Annotated in this window: 14 protein-coding genes; 8 read left to right on the plus strand and 6 right to left on the minus strand. The window is 65.0% G+C overall.

Features of this window, described 5'->3' with window-relative positions; genetic code table 11:
- Positions 1-131 precede the first annotated feature (131 nt).
- From ahcY to ACYG9Y_RS24275, 8 genes are all read left to right on the plus strand, one after another.
- Positions 132-1,532: an adenosylhomocysteinase gene (gene ahcY / locus ACYG9Y_RS24240; RefSeq protein WP_023681401.1), complete on the plus strand. Its 1,401-nt coding sequence runs from the start codon at positions 132-134 to the stop codon at positions 1,530-1,532.
- A gap of 309 nt (positions 1,533-1,841) precedes the next feature.
- Positions 1,842-4,406 (plus strand): sensor histidine kinase, encoded by a 2,565-nt coding sequence (locus ACYG9Y_RS24245; protein WP_023739754.1) that lies wholly within the window; start codon positions 1,842-1,844, stop codon positions 4,404-4,406.
- 8 nt (positions 4,407-4,414) lie between these two features.
- Positions 4,415-5,926 (plus strand): tRNA (adenosine(37)-N6)-threonylcarbamoyltransferase complex ATPase subunit type 1 TsaE, encoded by a 1,512-nt coding sequence (tsaE, locus tag ACYG9Y_RS24250; RefSeq protein WP_023739755.1) that lies wholly within the window; start codon positions 4,415-4,417, stop codon positions 5,924-5,926.
- A 14-nt stretch (positions 5,927-5,940) separates the two neighbouring features.
- Positions 5,941-6,645 carry a nucleotidyltransferase family protein gene (locus ACYG9Y_RS24255; RefSeq protein ID WP_031253433.1) on the plus strand — a complete coding sequence of 235 codons (705 nt, stop codon included), beginning with the start codon at positions 5,941-5,943 and terminating at the stop codon, positions 6,643-6,645.
- Positions 6,642-9,770 (plus strand): double-strand break repair protein AddB, encoded by a 3,129-nt coding sequence (gene addB, locus ACYG9Y_RS24260; RefSeq protein ID WP_023739757.1) that lies wholly within the window; start codon positions 6,642-6,644, stop codon positions 9,768-9,770. The genes ACYG9Y_RS24255 and addB overlap by 4 nt, the downstream gene beginning before the upstream one ends.
- Complete coding sequence (gene addA, locus ACYG9Y_RS24265; RefSeq protein WP_023739758.1) at positions 9,767-13,288, plus strand: double-strand break repair helicase AddA; 3,522 nt, start codon at positions 9,767-9,769, stop codon at positions 13,286-13,288. Before addB ends, addA begins: the two co-directional genes overlap by 4 nt.
- Positions 13,289-13,361: 73 nt before the next feature.
- The gene (gene trxA, locus ACYG9Y_RS24270) at positions 13,362-13,685 is read left to right on the plus strand and encodes a thioredoxin (RefSeq protein WP_023672297.1); all 324 of its coding nucleotides are present in this window, start codon (positions 13,362-13,364) and stop codon (positions 13,683-13,685) included.
- Between the two features lie 131 nt (positions 13,686-13,816).
- The gene (locus ACYG9Y_RS24275) at positions 13,817-14,098 is read left to right on the plus strand and encodes a cupin domain-containing protein (protein WP_023681396.1); all 282 of its coding nucleotides are present in this window, start codon (positions 13,817-13,819) and stop codon (positions 14,096-14,098) included.
- A 438-nt stretch (positions 14,099-14,536) separates the two neighbouring features.
- Here the strand turns inward: ACYG9Y_RS24275 and ACYG9Y_RS24280 are convergent, their stop codons facing one another.
- The 6 genes from ACYG9Y_RS24280 to ACYG9Y_RS24305 form a co-directional block, all read right to left on the minus strand.
- A complete protein-coding gene (locus tag ACYG9Y_RS24280; protein WP_023693068.1) occupies positions 14,537-14,956 on the minus strand; it encodes a VOC family protein in 420 nt (139 codons plus the stop codon).
- Between the two features lie 26 nt (positions 14,957-14,982).
- A complete protein-coding gene (locus ACYG9Y_RS24285) occupies positions 14,983-16,308 on the minus strand; it encodes a bifunctional folylpolyglutamate synthase/dihydrofolate synthase (RefSeq protein WP_023739759.1) in 1,326 nt (441 codons plus the stop codon).
- Positions 16,309-16,370: 62 nt separating this feature from the next.
- Positions 16,371-17,297 (minus strand): acetyl-CoA carboxylase, carboxyltransferase subunit beta, encoded by a 927-nt coding sequence (gene accD, locus ACYG9Y_RS24290; RefSeq protein WP_023687437.1) that lies wholly within the window; start codon positions 17,295-17,297, stop codon positions 16,371-16,373.
- Positions 17,298-17,398: 101 nt separating this feature from the next.
- Positions 17,399-18,238 carry a tryptophan synthase subunit alpha gene (gene trpA, locus ACYG9Y_RS24295; RefSeq protein WP_023739760.1) on the minus strand — a complete coding sequence of 280 codons (840 nt, stop codon included), beginning with the start codon at positions 18,236-18,238 and terminating at the stop codon, positions 17,399-17,401.
- A gap of 2 nt (positions 18,239-18,240) precedes the next feature.
- Positions 18,241-19,491 carry a tryptophan synthase subunit beta gene (gene trpB, locus ACYG9Y_RS24300; RefSeq protein ID WP_023687439.1) on the minus strand — a complete coding sequence of 417 codons (1,251 nt, stop codon included), beginning with the start codon at positions 19,489-19,491 and terminating at the stop codon, positions 18,241-18,243.
- Positions 19,492-19,581: 90 nt separating this feature from the next.
- A complete protein-coding gene (locus ACYG9Y_RS24305) occupies positions 19,582-20,241 on the minus strand; it encodes a phosphoribosylanthranilate isomerase (RefSeq protein ID WP_023739761.1) in 660 nt (219 codons plus the stop codon).
- Positions 20,242-20,249 lie beyond the last annotated feature (8 nt).

The raw sequence follows: 20,249 nt of genomic DNA on the forward strand, positions 1-20,249 counted from the left end.
GCGCATAAAGATTTCTTTATATCCCATTGTCGTCTTGGCGGCGATCTGCTAGTCAGGCCGGCATTCCGCGCCCTTCGACGCGCCGTGTGGCGCAGGCGCATTCTGAAGACAAATCACACCGGAGCACTGCCATGACAGGTAGCAAGGACTATGTGGTCGCCGACATCTCGCTTGCCGGCTGGGGCCGCAAGGAACTCGATATCGCCGAAACCGAAATGCCGGGCCTGATGGCCTGCCGCGAGGAATTCGGCGACAAGAAGCCGTTGAAAGGTGCGCGCATCACCGGCTCGCTGCACATGACCATCCAGACTGCGGTGCTGATCGAGACGCTGAAGGCGCTTGGCGCCGATATCCGCTGGGCCTCGTGCAACATCTTCTCGACCCAGGACCATGCGGCCGCAGCCATCGCCGAGGCCGGCATCCCGGTGTTCGCCGTCAAGGGCGAGTCGCTCGAGGAGTATTGGGACTACACCGACAGGATCTTCCAGTGGGCCGATGGCGGCCTCTCCAACATGATCCTCGACGATGGCGGCGACGCCACCATGTACATACTGATCGGCGCCCGCGCCGAGGCCGGCGAGGACGTGCTGTCCAACCCGCAGAGCGAGGAAGAGGAATACTTCTACGCCCAGGTCAAGAAGCGCCTGAAGGCCTCACCCGGCTTCTTCACCAAGCAGAAGGAAGCCATTCGCGGCGTCACCGAAGAGACGACGACGGGCGTCAACCGGCTCTACCAGCTGCAGAAGAAGGGCCTGCTGCCCTTCCCGGCGATCAACGTCAACGACTCGGTCACCAAGTCGAAGTTCGACAACAAATATGGCTGCAAGGAATCGCTGGTCGACGGCATCCGCCGCGGCACCGACACCATGATGGCCGGCAAGGTTGCGGTCGTCTGCGGCTATGGCGACGTCGGCAAGGGCTCGTCGGCTTCGCTCAAGGGCGCCGGCGCCCGCGTCAAGGTCACGGAAGTCGATCCGATCTGCGCGCTGCAGGCGGCGATGGACGGCTTTGAAGTCGTCACGCTGGAAGATGCCGCACCAACCGCCGACATCGTCATCACCACCACCGGCAACAAGGATGTCGTCACCCTCGACCACATGCGCTCGATGAAGGACATGGTGATCGTCGGCAATATCGGCCACTTCGACAATGAGATCCAGGTCGCGTCGCTGCGCAACCTGCAATGGACCAACGTCAAGCCGCAGGTCGACATGATAACCTTCCCGGACGGCAAGCGGATGATCCTGCTGTCGGAGGGGCGCCTGCTCAACCTCGGCAACGCGACCGGTCATCCGAGCTTCGTGATGTCGGCCTCGTTCACCAATCAGGTGCTGGCGCAGATCGAACTCTACACCAAGCCCGGCCAGTACCAGAACCAGGTCTATGTGCTGCCCAAGCACCTCGACGAGAAGGTGGCGCGTCTGCATCTCGACAAGCTCGGAGCCCGCCTAACCGAACTGTCCGGCGAACAGGCCGCCTATATCGGCGTGACCCCGCAGGGTCCGTTCAAGCCGGAACACTACCGCTATTAACAGAAGCGGCGTTTATCACTAGATATTGAAGCCGGGCGATTGACTTTTCGCCCGGCTTCTTTTTTGCGCGGATGATTCTTCACGCCGATTCCAGCACGCGCTATTGTGCTGATTCGTGGGCCGGGGACGAGGGCCGGCGTACGCATCGAGAGCATGATTCGAACCGAAGGACCGCGTCAGCGAAAAGTGGGAAGCGGTTTTCGGAAAAGATCATGCTCTTCAAGAGAGAGTTAGGTCAGAAGGGCGTTTCTACCAAACGTGATCCTGATCTGGGCGGTCTTGCATTCAGGCGGCGAAGAGGACCAAGACATGCCGGGGGAAAACCCGCCTCGCGCGGGATCGGCCGTTTCCGGCGGCCATGACGATTCCGATAGCACTGGCTCCGTCACGACAGGCGGTGGCCTGAAGAGGCGCGTCGGCGCCCGCACCGCCGGCTTTCTTGCCACCTCAGCTCTTGCCGGCCCGCTCACCTCGTTTGCCGCCCATGCCGAGCCGGCCATTGCGCAGAAGGCCGGACTGTCGGTCAGCGCGGTCGAAGTCATCCAGCTCGCCATGTTCGTCGGCGTCATGGGCGCGGCACTGGTCTCGGCCATCTTCCTGATCCGCGAAAGAGCCCGCACCTCGGCGCAGAATGTCGAACTCAGAGCCCGCATTGCCGACATCAATGCGGCGCTGCAGCGCTCCGACGCGCTGCTCAATCTGCGTGACCAGCGCGTCATCGTCTGGGCGTCGGAGAACAAGAAGCCGGAGCTGATCGGCACGCTGCCGCTGGAAAGCGGTGCGCCGGACGACCGTGCAGCCTTCCTCGCCTTCGGCCGCTGGCTGATGCCGCGCTCGGCGGCGGCGCTCGAAAATGCCGTCGCTGGTCTGCGCGAGAAAGCGAAACCCTTTGATCTCGTGATCGAATCGCAGGCCGGGGCGCCGCTTGAAGTGCATGGCCGCAAGAGCGCCGCGCATGTGCTGGTGCGCTTCGTCTCGCTGTCGGAAACTCAGAGGAGCCAAGCCAGGCTGAAGATCGAGAACCAGCGTCTGGCCGCCGACTACGAGACCATGATCGGCCTGCTCGACGCCTTGCCGATGCCGGCCTGGCTGCGCGCCACCGACGGGCGGCTGAAATGGGTCAACCGTGCCTATGCCGGAGCGGTCGAGGCACCGAACGCCGAGACCGCCGTGCGCGAAGCCAAGGAATTCCTCGGCGCCCAAGCGCGCGAACAGATCGCCGCGCAGCACAAATCGCGCCCAATCTTCGAACAAACGCTGTCGACAGTGATCGAGGGCGACCGCCGCGTGTTCGCCGTCACCGACTTCGCCGGTGCGGACGGCTCGGCCGGCCTTGCCTGCGACACCAGCGCCACCGAAACCATTCGCGGCGAATATGAGCGCACGGTGCGCAGCCATGCCGACACGCTCGACCAGCTCAACACGGCGGTGGCGATCTTCGATGCCAACGAGAAGTTGCGCTTCTTCAACCAGGCGTTCCAGAAACTGTGGGGGCTGGACCCGGGCTTCCTGCACAGCGCGCCCGACAATGCGCTGCTGCTCGACCGGCTGCGCAGCGAAGGCAAGATCGCCGAGCAGCCGGAATGGCGGCGTTGGAAAGAAGGCCTGCTTGGCGCCTACCGCGCGGTGGAATCGCAAGAGCATTGGTGGCATTTGCCCGACGGCAAGACCATCCGCGTGGTCGCCAACCCCCAGCCGAAGGGCGGCGTGACCTGGGTGTTTGAGAACCTGACCGAGAAGATGGACCTGGAAAGCCGCTACCAGACGGCGGTGCGGGTCCAGGGCGAAACGCTCGACAATCTGGCCGAAGGCGTCGCGGTGTTCGGTCCCGATGGGCGGCTGCGCCTGTCGAACCCGGCCTTTGTCGCGCTGTGGGGACTTAGCCAGGATGTGATCAAGCCCAACGTCCATGTCTCGGCGATCCGCGATCTCAGCGACCAGCGCGCCGTCGACAGCCCGTGGGGCGGGTTCGTCGCCGCCATCACCGGTTTCGACGACGAGCGCCGCGACCGCCATGGCCAGACCGAACTGAAGAACGGCACCGTGCTCAGCTACGCCGTCATCCCGCTGCCCAACGGCCAGGTGATGATGACCTTTGTGGACGTCACCGACAGCGTCAATGTCGAGCGCGCGCTGAAGGACAAGAACGAAGCGCTGCAGAAATCCGACCAGCTGAAGAACGAGTTCGTGCAGCATGTCTCCTACGAGCTGCGCTCGCCACTGACCAACATCATCGGCTTCACCGAGCTTTTGTCGCTGCCGGCGACCGGGCCGCTCAGCCCAAAGCAGCGCGAATATGTCGAGCATGTCGGCTCGTCATCCTCGGTGCTGCTCACCATCGTCAACGACATACTCGACCTCGCCACCGTCGACGCCGGCATCATGCAGCTCGACATTTCGGAAGTAAGCGTCGAGCGCACCATCGAGGCCGCGGCCGAACTGGTCGCCGACCGGCTGCAAGAGCATTCGATCAAGCTCCGGATCGACGCCGCTGCGGCGCCGAAGAGTTTTCACGGCGACGAGACCCGGGTTCGCCAGATCCTCTACAATCTGCTCAGCAACGCCGCCAATTACGCGCCGGAGGCGAGCACTATCACACTTGCCTGCCGGCATTTGGAGCAAGGTGTGGAATTCTCCGTCCATGACAACGGCCCCGGCATGCCACCGGACCTGCTCGATTCGGTGTTCCGCCGCTTCGAGCCGCGCACCAATGGCGGGCGCCGGCGCGGTGCGGGGTTAGGCCTGTCGATCGTCAAGAGCTTTGTCGAGCTGCACGGCGGCAGCGTGCGCATCGAGACCGGCAAGGACAAGGGCACCACCGTCATCTGCACCTTCCCCGATGCACCGTCGGGCATCCGCGCCGCGGCCGAGTAGCGCGCTCGATGACTGTTGTTGTGCTGGAGCGTTTTCTCGCCGACGAGGCTGCGACCGCAAGGCTCGGCGAAGACCTGGCCATGGCGCTGCGGCCGGGCGACGTGCTGGCGCTCAAGGGCGATCTCGGCGCCGGCAAGTCGACGCTGGCGCGGGCCCTGATCAGGGCGCTGGCCGATGATGCCGGCCTCGATGTGCCGAGCCCTACCTTCACCTTGGTGCAAAGCTACGACACGCGCATCCCCGTGCACCATTTCGATCTCTATCGCCTGTCCTCGGCCGGCGAGATGGACGAGCTGGGTTTCGACGAGGCGCTGCTGCAGGGCGCTGCCCTTGTCGAGTGGCCGGAACGGGCGGAGGCCGCTCTTCCGAGAACGTCGATCTGGATCGAACTCGTCCATCAGGGCGAAGGCCGCCTGGCGAAACTATCGGGCCAAGGCGTTGCCTTCGAACGCGTGGCGCGATCGCTGGCGATGCGTGATTTCCTTGAAACGGCCGGCTGGGGCGACGCCGCGCGGCGCCATTTCGTCGGCGACGCCTCGGCGCGCTCTTACGAGATTGTTTCGCTCGCCGGCCTTGCGCCGCGCGTGCTGATGAATTCGCCGCGGCTGGTGCTGGGGCCGCCGGTGCGCGACGGCAAGCCCTATGCCGTGATCGCCCACACGGCGCAGTCGGTCACCGCTTTCGTCGCCATCGACAAGGCGCTGCTGTCGCAAGGTGTCAGTGTCCCAAAAATCCATGCCGAGGATCTCGAACGGGGCTTTCTGCTGCTGGAGCATCTGGGCTCGGAAGGTTTTCTCGACGGCAATGATGAGCCGGTGGCCGAGCGCTACGCGGCAGCGGCCGAATTGCTGGCGATGATGCATGGGAAGACCTGGCCGCAGCGCATGGAGGCCGTGCCGGGCGTCTTCCACGAGGTGCCGCCGTTCGATGGCGACGCCATGCTGATCGAAGCCGATCTCTTGGTCGATTGGTATGTGCCGATGGTGACCGGCAGCCCGGCAAGCGAGGCTTTACGCGCCGGCTATCACAGGGAATGGAACGCGGTTCTCGATCGGCTGGACACACAGGAATACACGCTGATGCTGCGCGACTTCCATTCGCCCAACATCATCTGGCGCGGTGACCGCAAAGGCCACGACCGCCTCGGCATCGTCGACGTCCAGGACGCGCTGATGGGTCCTGCGGCCTATGACGTTGCGTCGCTGGCCATGGATGCCCGCGTCACCGTTTCGCCCGATATCGAGCAGCGGACCGTGGACGCCTATGTCGCTGCGCGCCACGCCGCCATCGGCTTCGACGAGCTCGCTTTCCGTGAGGCCTATGCGATCATGGCGGCGCAGCGCAATTCAAAGATCCTCGGCATTTTCGTGCGGCTCGAAAAGCGCGACGGCAAGCCCTATTATCTCCGACACCTGCCGCGCATCCGCGGTTATCTCAGGCGGGCGCTGGCGCACCCGGCGCTGGCTCAGCTGAAGGAGTTTTACATGGCACATGGCCTGCTGGAGGAACGGCTCCCGTGACCTTGACCACAGCGATGGTGCTGGCGGCTGGTCTTGGCAAGCGCATGCGGCCGATCACCGACACCATGCCGAAGCCGCTGGTGCGGATCGCCGGCAGGACCTTGCTCGACTGGGGGCTGGACAGTCTCGAAGCGGCCGGCGTCGAGAAAGCCTTCGTCAACGTGCACTATCTGCCGGACCAGATCGTCGCCCATATCGCCCACAGGCGGGCGCCAAAGATCGTCATTTCCGACGAGCGCGACGCACTGCTGAATTCGGCGGGTGGCATCGTCAAGGCATTGCCGCTGCTGGGCAGCGACCCCTTCTACATCATCAACGCCGATACGTTCTGGATCGACAGCGGCCAGCCCAGCCTCGAGCGCCTTGCCCTTGCATGGGACGGCGCGAAAATGGATATTCTGCTGATGCTTACCGATCTCGACTCGGCCACCGGACACGGTGTCGGCACGGATTTCCTGATGGCGCCGGATGGCGGCCTGCGGCGCTCGAAAGGCGATCCGGCCGGGTTGATCTATGCCGGAGCGGCAATCGTCAATCCCGCCATCTTCAGGGATGCGCCGGCCGGGGCGCATTCGCTCAACACCCATTTCGACAAGGCAATCGCCTCTGGCCGTCTGTTCGGCATGCAGATGCGCGGAAGCTGGATCACCGTCGGCACTCCCGACGCCATTCCGCAGGCGGAAGCGGCGGTCGCCGACGCTCTCGCGAAGGTGGTATGAGCGGCGCGCGCCGCGTTCTTTCGATCCCGCCCGGAGCGCCATTCCTGCCGACTCTGGCCGAGGCCTTGCTGGCCGGACGGCTGGTGCCCGGCTTCCGGTTCGACGGCGATCCGCTGGCGCTGGCTGATGTCACCATCTATGTGCCGACACGGCGCGCGGCCCGTGCGCTGCGCGGCGCTTTTGTCGACGCGCTTTCGGGACCGGGAGGGAGCCGCCGTTCGGCGATCCTGCCGGTCATCCGCCCGCTCGGAGAGTTCGACGAGGACGAAGCCGCCTTCGACGCCGGCACGCCGACCGAGCTTGAAATGGCGCCGCCGATCGCAGCCATCGAACGCCTGCTGCTGCTGGCGCCGCTGGTGCGGGCCTGGAAGCGCACCTTGCCGGCGCATGTCCTTGATATGTTCAACGAAGAGATCGTCGTGCCGGCCTCCGCCGCCGATGCGATCTGGCTAGCGCGTGACCTCGCCCGGCTGATGGACGAGATCGAAACCGAAGGCACGGACTGGACCAGGCTTGCCGATCTGGTCACCGGCAATCTTGCCGGATGGTGGCTTGTGACGCTCGATTTCCTCCGTATCGTCACCGAGGCCTGGCCGAAATTGCTGGAGGAGCGCGACCGCTCCAACCCGGCCGCGCACCGCAATGCGCTGATCCGGCGCGAGGCGAAGCGGCTGGAACGCAACCCGCCCAAAGGCCCGGTGATCGCCGCCGGCTCGACGGGCTCTATTCCCGCCACGGCCGAACTGCTTGCCACGGTCGCCAGCCTGCCCAACGGCGCCGTGGTGCTGCCCGGGCTCGATGGGATGCTGGACGAACCGTCTTTTGCCGCGATTGGGGCGCCCGGTGCGCTGCTTGGCCACCCGCAATACGGCATGGCCAAGCTGATCGGCAAGATTGGCGTGCTGCGTGGCGATGTCGAGGAAGTGGTCTCCGCCGAGCCCGCACTGGCGCTCCGCGCGGCCCTTGTCGGCGAGGCGCTGCGGCCGGCCGAGACCACGGAATTATGGGCCGAGACCCGCATACGCTTCAACGCCGTAGACATCGCCGAGGCCTTCGCCGACGTGACGCTGGTCGAAGCCGCCAGCGAACGCGACGAGGCGGCGGCGATCGCCATCGCGCTGAAAACCGCCGTGGAACAGCCGGGACTAAGGGCAGCGCTCGTTACCGGCGACCGCGGGCTGGCGCGGCGCGTCTCGGCCGAGCTGTTGCGCTTCGGCGTGATCGCCGACGATTCCGGCGGCACGCCGCTCGCCAACACGCCTGCCGCCAGCCTGCTGCGGCTCACACTTCAAGCGGTATTCCGGCCCGGCGATCCCGTCGGCCTTTTGTCGCTGCTCAAGCATCCGCTGCTCGGGCTCGGACTTGAGCGCACCGGCGTGCGCCATGCCGCCGAGCTCATCGAACTCGTGGCGCTGCGCGGCGGCACCGGACGCCCCGACATCGCCTCTTTGCCAGCACTGTTCGAGGAGCGTCTCGCCGGGCTGAGCGGGGACAAGCGCCAGCCCTTCTGGTTTTCGCGCCTGAGCGGGCGCGGCATCGACGATGCCCGCGATATGCTGAGCCGGCTTGTGACGGCACTGGCGCCGCTGACCGCCTTTCGCGGTGAAGAGAACGCCGATCTCGTCGCGTTGACCAGAGCGAGCGTCGCCGCGCTGGAAAATCTCGGCCGCACGGCGGAGGGCAGCCTGGCTGAATTTTATGCCGGCGACGCCGGCGAGAAACTCGCCGAGCTGCTGCGCGGTGTGGTCGCCGCTTCTGCCTCGTTCGACTTCCCGGCCGACGAATGGCCTGATGTGATGGACGCGCTGGTAGCACCGGAAACGGTCAAGCCCGGGCAAGGTACAGACCGCAACATCGCGATATGGGGCGCGCTGGAGGCACGGCTGCAGAGCGTCGACACGCTGGTCATTGGCGGGCTGAACGAAGGCGTGTGGCCACGCAAGCCGGAAAGCGATCGCTTCATGTCGCGGTTGATGAAGACCGGCATCGATCTCGAGCCGCCGGAGCGCCGTATCGGCCTTGCCGCCCACGACTTCCAGATGGCAATGGGGGCGAAAAAGGTGGTGCTGACGCGCTCCGCCCGAGCCGGCGACGCACCGGCGGTGCCCTCGCGCTGGCTGCAGCGCATCCTCACCTTCATCGGCAAGGATCCGGCGGCCGCATTGCGCGGGCGCGGCGACGAATTGCTTGCCTTGGCGCGCGCGCTCGATGCCGGCGAGCGGCAACATTTCGCGCCGCGACCGCAGCCGAAACCGCCGCTGAGCATGCGGCCCACCCACTTCTCGGTGACCGAGATCGAGATGCTGCGCCGCGACCCCTATGCGGTCTATGCCAAGCGTATTCTGAGCCTTCTGCCGCTCGACCCGGTGATCCGCGACCCCGGCGCGGCCGAGCGCGGCACGCTGTTTCATGACATCCTGCATCTGTTCTCGACAGAGGTGGCGGATCCCCGCGCGCCCGAAGCTCTGGAACGCCTCATCGCTGCCGGCCGGACCTGCTTTGCCGAGATCGCCCTGCCCGCCGATGTCGAGGCTGTGTGGTGGCCGCGCTTCGAAAAGCTTGCCGCCAACATCATCGAATGGGAGCGCGGCCGCGCTCCCGCCGTCGCCCGGCGGCATGCCGAGGAGCGCGCCGAAAAGACCGCTGTCGGCCGCACCGGCGTGACGCTGTCCGGCTATGCCGACCGCGTCGACCTTTTGGCCGGTGGCATGGCCGACATTCTCGACTACAAGACCGGCTCGTCCCCGTCCAAGGCGCAGGCCCACACGCTGCTGGCGCCACAGCTGGCGCTCGAAGGGGCGCTGCTCCGGCGCGGCGCCTTCAAGGGGCTTGGCGCGCGCGAGCCCTCCCAGCTCGCATTCGTGCGGCTGAAGCCGAATGGCGAAGTGTTCGAGGAATCCATCCTCGACTACAACCGCCAGCCCCGGACCGCCGAAGACCTCGCCGAGGAGGCCTGGGCGCGGCTGGAAAAACTGCTCATTCACTATGCCGATCCCGCGACCGGCTATCTGTCGCGGGCGCTGCCTTTTCGCGAGGGCGAGAGCGATGGCGATTACGACCATCTGGCGCGCGTGCTCGAATGGTCGGCCGGCGGCGACAGCGATGACGAGGCGGGGGAGGCATGAAAAAAGCCTATCCCATCCCCAGCGAAACCGCCTCCAGCCAGGCGCGCGCCTCCGACCCGAAGAACTCGGCCTGGGTGTCCGCCAATGCCGGCTCGGGCAAGACGCATGTGCTGGCCCAGCGCGTCATCCGGCTGCTGCTCAACGGCACCGATCCGTCGAAGATCCTGTGCCTGACCTATACGCGGGCGGCCGCCGCCAACATGTCGAACCGCGTGTTCTCGACCCTGTCGGAATGGACGGCGCTCGGCGATGCCGAGCTTGCCACAAAGATTGAGGCGGTGGACGGCCGCCGACCCGACCGCGACACGATGCGGCGGGCGCGCCGGCTGTTTGCCGAAGCGCTGGAAACGCCGGGCGGGCTGAAGATCCAGACCATCCACGCCTTCTGCGAATCGGTGCTGCACCAGTTTCCGCTGGAGGCCAACATCCCGGCGCATTTCGAAATGCTCGATCCGCAGATGGAGGCCTCGCTGTTTGCCGGCGCCCGCCGCGACATGATTTCGGGCACGTCAGCCGGAGACACCGGACTGGCCGAGGCCTTTGCCACCGTGCTGGAGCGCGGCGGCGAACACGGACTCGATGCGCTGCTCGCCGAAATCGTGCGCAAGCGCGACGGCTTACGCGGCTTCATCGATGCGGTCCGGCGCGACGGCGGCGGCTTTCAGGCCCTGTTCGACGAATTCCATTTTCGCCCCGGGCAGAGCGCCGAAGACATAGCGGCATCGGTATGGCCGCTGCCGGGTTTCCTGCCGGACTTCTTTGCAGTGTTCGCCAGTGCCGCCGAGGCCGCCGACGCCCGCACCGTGCTCAACAATCTCTTGCCCTATGCCCGCTTGGCCTTTGCCGAGACGGACCCGACCCGCCGGCTGCAGATGCTCGGCAAAGCCTTTCTCAAGGCCGATGGCGACCCCTATGATCCCTCAAAGTTGTTCAAGAAGGCGCTGCTCGGCCGGCTGCCCGACCTTCCCGAGCGCTATCTGGCGGCCGTCAAGTCGATAACAGACGTCTCCGACCGGCTGGCGCTGTTCCGGATGCTGGAAGGCACGGTCGCGGCGTTGACCATAGCCGACTGGCTGATCGTGCGGTACGAGCGCCTGAAGCGCAGCCGCGGCTTTCTCGATTTCAACGACCTCATCACCCGCACCGTCAACCTTCTGGCGCGGCCCGATGCCGGCCCCTGGGTGCAGTACAAGCTCGACCAGGGCATCGACCACATCCTGCTCGACGAGGCGCAGGACACCAGCCCCGACCAATGGGAGGTGGTGAAGCGGCTGGCGGAGGAGTTCTTTGCCGGCCACGGCCAGCGCGGCACGGCCAATCGCACGGTGTTTGCCGTCGGCGACGAAAAGCAGTCGATCTATTCCTTCCAGGGTGCCGCACCGGATTCCTTTGCCGACAGCCGGCTCTTGTTTTCCGGACGCGTGAACGCAGCCAATGCTTCGTTTGCCGACCTGAAACTGACCTGGTCGTTCCGTTCGACCGACGACGTGCTTGCCGCAGTCGACCGCGTCTTTGCCGATCCGGGCGTGCGGCGCGGCATCAGCCACGACCCCGATCCGCTCGACCACAAGGCGATCCGCAACGACGCGCCTGGCTATGTCGAGGTCTGGCCGTCGCTCGGCGCTGACGCCGTCGAGGAGCCCGACGACTGGACGTTGCCGGTCAATCATGCCAGCGCGCCGGCTGTGCGGGTGGCCGAGCACGTGGCTGCGACCATCCAGACCTGGCTCAAGGACCGCGAGATCATCGAGGGCAAGGGACGCAGGCTGAGGGCCGGCGACATTCTTGTGCTGGTGCGCAAGCGCGACCGCTTCGTCCATGCGCTGTCGCGCGCGCTGAAGGACCGCGATATTCCCGTCGCCGGCGCCGACCGGCTGAGCCTGCCCGGCCACATCGCGGTCAAGGACCTGATCGCACTCGGCCATTTCCTCATCCAGCCGCAGGATGACCTGTCGCTCGCCGCCGTGCTGCGCAGCCCGGTTTTCGACGTGTCGGAGGAGACGCTTTTTACGCTTGGCGCCGGACGGCCAGCCGGAACATCGCTGATCGCCTCACTACGCCAGCATGCTGGCGACAATACCGCGCTGACCGATGTCGTTGCCCGGCTCGACGGCTGGGCCAACGAGGCGGCGTTCCGGCCGGTGTTCGAATTCTACGCCGGGGTGCTGGCGCGCGACGGCCTGCGCAAGAAGATGATCGCCCGGCTTGGACCGGAAGCCGGCGACATCCTCGACGAATTCCTGAGTTTCTGCCTGGCCGAGGAACGCACCGGACTGCCGGGGCTGGAGGCCTTCCTGGCGACGCTGGAAAACACCGGCCCGGAGATCAAGCGCGAGATGGACCAGACGCGCGACGAGGTCCGCGTCATGACCGTGCACGCCGCCAAGGGCCTGGAAGCGCCTGTTGTCTTCCTGGTCGATGGCGGGTCGGCGCCGTTCAGCGACCAGCATCTGCCGCGGCTGATGCCGTTCGACGCTTCGGGCCGCAATTTCGACGGCAAGGGCTATCTCTGGCGCTCGGCCGCCGATGTCGCGAACGGCTTCTCCAAGGCGGCCTCGGCCAGGGCGCGGGAGCTTGCCGACGACGAATACCGCCGGCTGCTCTATGTCGGCATGACGCGCGCCGAGGACCGGCTGATCGTCTGCGGCTATCACGGCAAGCGTTCGCCGAGCACCGGCACCTGGCATTCGATTGTCAGCCGCGCGCTGCTTGCCGCGCCGGAAAGCACGGAGCGCCATCATCCCGCCAGCGGCGAGCCGGTGCATCGCTTCGTCATCACCAAGCTGCCGCCGGTGGCGCTGGCAGCCGCCGACGAGGCGCGGCTGCCGCAACCGCTTTTGCCGTTCTTGCCGGCAAACCTGTTTCGCCCTTTGCCGCCTTATGAAGAACTGCCGCGCCCGCTATCGCCCTCTGGCGCTTCGGCGCTGATCGACGAGGGCAAGGAGGCGGTCGTCGATACGCGTTCGCCGGTGCTGGACAGCGAAGCGGAGCCCGGTTTTGCCGTGATGCGCGGGCTGGCGCTGCACAAGCTGCTGCAGATGCTGCCCGGTTTTGCCGAAGACGAACGGCAAGGCGCGGCGGCGCAGTATCTCATTCGAGCCGGCGCCGACTGGCCGGAGGCCGAGCGCAACAAGGCGCTGGCTTCGGTGATGGCGATCCTCAGAGATTCGCGTTTTGCCGGGCTGTTTTCGCCGTCGTCCCGCGCCGAAGTTGCTGTGATGGGCAGCCTTGAGGTCAAGGGCAGACTGCGCTCGATCTCCGGCAAGATCGACCGGCTGGCGGTGACGCCCGAGCGCGTATCGATCGTCGACTACAAGACCAACCGGCCGGCGCCCGCAGGCCTGGCCCAGGTGCCGCCGGCCTATATACTGCAGCTGGCGCTCTACCGCGCGCTGCTCCAGCCGCTTTACCCCGGCCGCGCGGTGACGGCAGCACTGCTGTTCACCGAGGCACCGAGGCTTATCGAACTGCCGGCGCAGGCGATGGATGACGCCCTTGCCCGACTCACGGGAGCGTGACACAAGTTCTGCTTGAAGAAGGGCTGCTCAACCACCACATTTGGTGCGAGATAAATTTCGAAAGGATTTTCGCATGGCCACCGTCAAGGTCGACAAGAGCAATTTCCAGGCGGATGTGCTCAACGCCTCGCAGCCCGTCGTCGTGGATTTCTGGGCCGAATGGTGCGGCCCCTGCAAGATGATCGGTCCGTCGCTGGAAGAGATCGCCAACGAACTCGGCGACAAGATCAAGATCGCCAAGCTGAACATCGACGAGAACCCCGAGCTTGCCGCCCAATTCGGCGTGCGCTCGATCCCGACGCTGATGATCTTCAAGGGCGGCGAAGTCGCCGACATGAAGGTCGGCGCCGCGCCGAAGACCGCGCTGTCGCATTGGATCAATGGCAGCCTCGCCTGATCCTATAGGAGTTTCTGAAGTTAAGCCCGGCCCTGGCGCCGGGCTTTTCTTTGGCGTTATCGCCTGACCTCTCTGGCCCTCGCGCCTGAAGGCTCCATGTCTTCTGCTTGAGGCTGGACAGGAGAGACAGAATGACCGGATCCGCCAAGGCCACCGTCTTCATCGACAACGAGCGCGTCATCGTCACCGAGTATCGGTTCCAGCCCGGCGACAACACCGGCTGGCATCGCCACGGCCACGACTATGTCGTGGTGCCGCTGATGGACGGCAAGGTGAAGCTGGTGACCAAGGACGGCGAGAGTTTTGCTGAAATGAAGAAGGGCGCGCCCTACTTCCGCAAGGAAGGCGTCGAGCACGACGTCATCAGCGCCAATGACGGCGAATACGCCTTCATCGAGATCGAGCTGAAATAGGCCTCAGACTGGTGCCGCGGCCGCCGATGTCTATTTAGTTTGAGCCACGGTTTTTTTGGCCTGCCTAGGCTTGCCGGGCTTCCGTCCGGTCGCGGGCTTCAGGACCTGCCCATATCCCTCTATAGCGCCCGTATACACACGATAGAGAAACGTCTCTCGGCTTACGAAATACGCGACACTGGGCTGGCCGGATGTATCATTGGGGCGCGTCGGTCTGTGGGCCACTCGAACAATTGGGTGCGGTGGCTCGATGGCTCCCGGTAACATCACATGATCGCCGACCCGCGGAGCATATTCAAATATCAGCTCCTCCGGCGGGTCGTTGTCGACGGTAACAAGACACTTCACAACCATTCGAGCTTGCCTCCATGCTTCGCCAAGCATATCGGGGCTTCTGCCCGAGGGGCAACCGCCCGATAGATTCCCCGGGCCAAAATACTACCAGTCGGCGATGCGATCCCCGCCGGTGAATTGCGCGCTTTTTGCTGTGTATTCGAACAGCTCGATCTTCACGCCGTTGGGGTCGCGGATCCAGGCCTGAAACGTGTCGTCGCAGGCATGCTTCTTGGCCGTGATATCAATGCCTTTCGACTTGATGTGGGCGATCGCCGCATCGATGTTTTCCACCTCAAGGCAGAAATGGTTGATCTGGTTGAGCTCGCTATGGCTGGTGCCGTCCTTCTGGAACACCTCGACATGGCTGCGATCGCCGCAATTGAGGTAGAAGCCGAAGATCTTGCCGTCGCGCAGGAAGTTGAACTGCGTGTCGAGGCCGAGCACGTCGCGGTAGAAGGCCCGCGTCGCTTCCAGATCATGCGCGAAGATGCAGACATGGGCGAGCTGCTTGACCTTGATCATGATGGGCTCCTCGCAGTGAAATGGCTTCAGGTCGGCGGCGTGCCGTTTTCGGCCAGCACCGCGCCGGCGAGATACAGCGAACCGCCGATCAGGATGCGTGGCGCCGGCCCGTCCCAGGTGTCGCGCAACAGCATCAGCGCGCTGGCGACGGAGCTGACCGGCTCGGCGGTGAGGCCGGCCTCGGTCGCCCGGATCGCCAGTTCGTCATTCGGCACACCGGCGTCGCTCATGCTCACCGGCACGGTGTAGACATGGCGGACCAGGCCCTTGAAGGCGTGGAAATAGCCGCTCTGGTCCTTGGTGTTGATCATGCCGGAGATCAGAAACAGCGGCCGCGGGTTCTTTTCCTCCTGCTCGGCCAGCGCCTCGGCAATGACCATGCCGGCGCCCGGATTGTGGCCGCCGTCGAGCCAGATGTCGGCGCCCTTGGGCGCCAGCTCCATCAGCCGGCCCTGTACCAGTTTCTGCATGCGGCCCGGCCATGCGACGCTCGCCATCGCCTTCTCAGTGGCGCGATGACTGATTTCGAAACCGGCGGCCTTGACCGCGGCAATCGCTGCCGCCGCATTGGCGAACTGGTGGCGCCCGGGCAGGCGCGGCGGCGGCAGGTCCATCAGCCCGTCCTCATCCTGATAGACCATGCGGCCGTTCTCCTCGAAGGCGAGAAAATCCTGTCCGTAGACGAAGGTCGGGCAATCCAGGCGCTCGGCGGTTTCGATCAGCACTTGCAGTGCCGTCTCGCTCTCCTGCGCTCCGATCACCACCGGGCAGCCGCGCTTCATGATGCCGGCCTTTTCCGCGGCGATCAGTTCGACCCGGTCGCCGAGATAGGCTTCGTGATCCATCGACACCGGCATGATCACCGACACCGCCGGCCGGGCAACGACATTGGTGGCGTCGAAGCGGCCGCCAAGGCCGACCTCGATGATGGCGGCGGCAGCCGGATGTTCGGAAAACAGGATGAAGGTGACGGCGGTTAGGATTTCGAAGACGGTGATCTTCTGGCCTTGATTGGCCCGGGCGACGCGGGCGATGGCCTCGGCGAAGGTCTCGTCGTCGACCAGCCGGCCGCCGCCTTCGGCCGCCAGTCGGTAGCGCTCGGCCCAGTTCACCAGATGCGGCGAAGTGTGGACATGGACAAGGTGGCCGCCGGCTTCGAGCAGCGCGCGCGAAAAGGCCGCGCACGAGCCCTTACCGTTGGTGCCGGCGATATGGATGACCGGCGGCAGCCGCTCCTGCGGATTGCCGAGGCGTTCGAGCAGCCTTGTGATGCGGTCGAGCGAAAGGTCGAAGCCTTTCGGATGCAGCGCCATCAGGGCTTCGATTTCACGATCTGCGGCAAGCGTTGTCATGAGCGAATCCTACGCATGCGCGCAGGTGCACGCAATCGCGGTTTGCGGCCAGAAATGTCGCGTCAGGCCTGCGGGCGGGCTTCCGTCGGGATGACCGACGGCGGCAGGATTTCCGGCTCCAGCGGCTTTTGCTCCTGCGGCAGTTTGAGCAGGATTTTCAACAGCCGTGAAATCGTCTCGCGCAGTTCCAGCCGCGACACCACCATGTCGACCATGCCGTGCTCCATCAGATATTCGGAGCGCTGGAAACCGTCCGGCAGTTTCTCCCGGATAGTCTGCTCGATGACGCGCGGGCCGGCGAAGCCGATCAGCGCGCCGGGCTCGGCGATATGCACGTCGCCCAGCATGGCGTAGGAGGCGGTGACGCCGCCGGTGGTCGGGTTGGTCAAGACGACGATGTATGGGAGGCCGGCTTCCTTCAGCCGATCGACGCCGATCGTGGTGCGCGGCAACTGCATCAGCGACAAGATGCCTTCCTGCATACGCGCGCCGCCGGAGGCGGCAAACAGGATCAGCGGCCGCTTGCGCTGCAAGGCGACCTCGAAACCGTGCACAATGGCGTCACCCGCGGCCATGCCGAGCGAGCCGCCCATGAAGGCGAAATCCTGCACCGTCACTACAACCGGCAGGCCCTCGACCGTGCCCAGCGCATTGATGATGGCGTCTTCCAGGCCGGTCTTGGCCTTGGCGTCCTTCAAGCGGTCGGTGTAGCGCTTCTCGTCGCGGAACTTGAGCGGGTCCTGCATGACCTTGGGGTTCTCAAGCTGCTCGTATTTGCCGTCGTCGAGGAAGAATTTCAGCCGTTCCTTGGCCGAAATCTTCATGTGATGGCCCGATGACGGGATGACGAACTGGTTGGATTCCAGGTCCTTGTGAAACACCATCTCGCCGGTCTCGGGATCCTTGATCCAGAGATTCTCGGGCATGTCGGTGCGCCGGCCGAGCATCGAATTGATCCTCGGGCGAACGTAATTGGTGATCCAGTTCATCGCTTCGGCTCCTGTCCTGACGAAGAGTTGGCTCGTGCATGTCGCCCAAAAGTGGGAACCGGTTTTGGGATAACGACTTGCACAAGGCCTAAGTAGGGAAACTATTCGGCAGCAGCAAGGCGGGCCGAACGCACGCCCTGAGACAGTCCGCTGACCAGGGTGGCGACGGCTTCGGCCGGGTCGGCGGTCTTCTCGCCCTTCGGCCCCAGCACATTGGCCACCGCATTGACGATCGCGGTGCCGACGACGACGCCGTCGGCATTGGCGCCGATGATGCGCGCCTGCTCGGCGGTCTTGACGCCGAAGCCGACACAGACCGGCAGGTCGGTATGGCCCTTGATGCGCTTGACCGCGGCGGCAACCTTGCCGGTGTCGGCCAAAGCCGAGCCGGTGATGCCGGTCATCGACACGTAATAGACGAAGCCCGACGTATTCTGCAGCACCTTGGGCAGGCGCTTGTCGTCGGTGGTCGGCGTTGCCAAGCGGATGAAGTTGATGCCGGCCTTCAGCGCAGGGATGCAGAGTTCTTCGTCCATCTCCGGTGGCAGGTCGACGACGATCAGCCCGTCAATGCCGCTGGCGATGGCGTCCTTGAGGAAGCGATCGACACCGTAGATGTAGATCGGGTTGTAGTAGCCCATCAGCACGATCGGCGTTTCATTGTCGATGGCGCGGAAATCAGCCGCCGTCTTCAGCGTCTTGACCAGGGTCTGGCCACCTTTCAGCGCCCGCAGGCCGGCGGCCTGGATCGCCGGTCCATCGGCCATCGGGTCGGAAAACGGCATGCCCATTTCGATGATGTCGGCGCCGGCCTTGGGCAGCGCCTTCATGATCGACAAAGCGGTGTCGTAGTCGGGGTCGCCGCTCATGAAATAGGTGACGAGCGCCGGGCGGCCCTCGGCTTTCAGTTTTGCCATGCGGCGGTCGATGCGGGTCACCATGATCAGATCTCCATGCCCAGCATCGAGGCCACCGTGTGCACGTCCTTGTCGCCGCGTCCCGACAGGTTGACGATGACGATCTGGTCCTTGTCCATATCAGGCACGATCTTCACCGCATGCGCGATGGCGTGGGCGGATTCCAGCGCCGGGATGATGCCTTCGACGCGCGTCGTCAGCTTGAAGGCTTCCAGCGCCTCGTCGTCGAGGATCGGCACATATTCGACGCGGCCGGAATCGCGCAGCCAGGAATGTTCGGGGCCGACGCCCGGATAGTCGAGGCCGGCCGAGATCGAATGGCCGTCCATGATCTGGCCATCGGCGTTCTGCAGGAGATAGGTGCGGTTGCCGTGCAGGACGCCTGGCGCGCCGGCATTCATCGAGGCGCAATGCTCGATGCCGTCGAGGCCGCGGCCGCCGGCTTCGATGCCGATGATGCGGACTTGCCTGTCGTCGAGGAAAGGATGGAACAGGCCGATGGCGTTGGAGCCGCCGCCGACAGCCGCGATGATGGTGTCGGGCAGCCGGCCTTCCTGTTCGAGGATCTGGGCGCGCGCCTCGATGCCGATCACCGACTGGAAGTCGCGCACCAGCTCCGGATAGGGATGCGGGCCGGCGGCAGTGCCGATCAGGTAATAAGTGTCCTCGACATTGGTGACCCAGTCGCGCAACGCCTCGTTCATGGCGTCCTTCAGCGTGCCGTGGCCGGCGGTGACCGGCCGCACTTCGGCGCCCAGCAGCTTCATGCGGAAGACGTTGGGGCTTTGGCGGGCGACGTCGGTGGCGCCCATATAGACCACGCAGGGAAAGCCGAAGCGCGCCGCGACCGTGGCCGCCGCCACGCCGTGCTGGCCGGCGCCCGTCTCGGCGATGATGCGCTTCTTGCCCATGCGCTTGGCCAGCAGGATCTGGCCGAGGCAGTTGTTGATCTTGTGCGAACCGGTGTGGTTCAGGTCCTCGCGCTTGAAGTAGACTTTGGCGCCGCCCCCGAGGCCCTTCGCCGAGGAAACCTCACGAAGATGTTTGGTCAGGCCTTCGGCGAAATACAGCTTTGACGGCCGCCCGGCATAGTGGGTCGAGAGGTTGGTCAACTCAGCCTTGAAGTCCGGATCGTTCTTGACCTCGTTCCAGTGCCGCTCGAGGTCGAGGATCAGCGGCATCAGCGTCTCGGCCACGAAGCGGCCCCCGAAGATGCCGAACATGCCCTGTTCGTCGGGTCCCGTGCGGAAGGAATTGGGTGTCGCCGGCTTGTTCATCGCCGATCTCCTGGTCTTGGTTCTGAGCATGTCTTATCGGAAAACCGGTTCCCACTTCTCCGGAACATGCTCGGGTTCGAAAGAAGTGCCTCAGGCAGCGCGGTCGTCGCGCGCGGCCCTGACGGCCCGGAAGAACTGCTCGATCAGCGCCGGATCCTTGACGCCCGGGCCGCTTTCCACCCCCGACGAAATGTCTATCGCGGGCGGATTGGCTGATATCAGGGCGTCGCCGATATTGGCGGCGTTGAGCCCACCGGAAAGCATGTAATCGAGCCCGGCGTCAAGGCCGGCCAGGATGCGCCAGTCAAAGGCGACGCCATTGCCGCCCGGAAGTTGCGAGCCCTTTGGTGGCTTGGCATCGAACATGAAGCGATCGGCAACGCCGATGAACGGCTTTAGCCGCTCGAGATCGGCAGCCTCACTGACGGAGAACACCTTCATGACAGGCAAGCCGTAGCGGGCTTTCACCTCGGCCACCCGCTCGGGCGTCTCCGTGCCGTGCAACTGCAGCATGTCGGGTCGCATCTTTTCGACGATCTCGTCCAGGAAGGCGTCATCGGAATCGACCGTCACGGCAACCGCCAGGGCCTTGCCGATTGCCGCCTGGCGCAGGCGGCCGGCTGCCGCAGGCTCGACATAGCGCGGGCTCCTGGCAAAGAAGATGAAGCCGACATGGCTGGCGCCGCCGGCCAATGCCGCGGCCATTGCATCATCGGTCTTCAATCCGCAGATCTTGATATCGAGCGCCATGGCGCGGG

It is taken from the genome of Mesorhizobium sp. W050 (assembly GCF_054719535.1).

Excerpts from the sequence above, each read along its gene's own strand:
- trxA (WP_023672297.1), top strand. The coding sequence starts at position 13,362 with ATGGCCACCGTCAAGGTCGACAAGAGCAATTTCCAGGCGGATGTGCTC.
- ACYG9Y_RS24280 (WP_023693068.1), bottom strand. The coding sequence starts at position 14,956 with ATGATCAAGGTCAAGCAGCTCGCCCATGTCTGCATCTTCGCGCATGAT.
- ACYG9Y_RS24275 (WP_023681396.1), top strand. The coding sequence starts at position 13,817 with ATGACCGGATCCGCCAAGGCCACCGTCTTCATCGACAACGAGCGCGTC.
- ACYG9Y_RS24255 (WP_031253433.1), top strand. The coding sequence starts at position 5,941 with ATGGTGCTGGCGGCTGGTCTTGGCAAGCGCATGCGGCCGATCACCGAC.
- ACYG9Y_RS24285 (WP_023739759.1), bottom strand. The coding sequence starts at position 16,308 with ATGACAACGCTTGCCGCAGATCGTGAAATCGAAGCCCTGATGGCGCTG.
- ACYG9Y_RS24305 (WP_023739761.1), bottom strand. The coding sequence starts at position 20,241 with ATGGCGCTCGATATCAAGATCTGCGGATTGAAGACCGATGATGCAATG.
- addA (WP_023739758.1), top strand. The coding sequence starts at position 9,767 with ATGAAAAAAGCCTATCCCATCCCCAGCGAAACCGCCTCCAGCCAGGCG.
- accD (WP_023687437.1), bottom strand. The coding sequence starts at position 17,297 with ATGAACTGGATCACCAATTACGTTCGCCCGAGGATCAATTCGATGCTC.
- addB (WP_023739757.1), top strand. The coding sequence starts at position 6,642 with ATGAGCGGCGCGCGCCGCGTTCTTTCGATCCCGCCCGGAGCGCCATTC.
- ACYG9Y_RS24245 (WP_023739754.1), top strand. The coding sequence starts at position 1,842 with ATGCCGGGGGAAAACCCGCCTCGCGCGGGATCGGCCGTTTCCGGCGGC.
- trpB (WP_023687439.1), bottom strand. The coding sequence starts at position 19,491 with ATGAACAAGCCGGCGACACCCAATTCCTTCCGCACGGGACCCGACGAA.
- trpA (WP_023739760.1), bottom strand. The coding sequence starts at position 18,238 with ATGGTGACCCGCATCGACCGCCGCATGGCAAAACTGAAAGCCGAGGGC.
- ahcY (WP_023681401.1), top strand. The coding sequence starts at position 132 with ATGACAGGTAGCAAGGACTATGTGGTCGCCGACATCTCGCTTGCCGGC.
- tsaE (WP_023739755.1), top strand. The coding sequence starts at position 4,415 with ATGACTGTTGTTGTGCTGGAGCGTTTTCTCGCCGACGAGGCTGCGACC.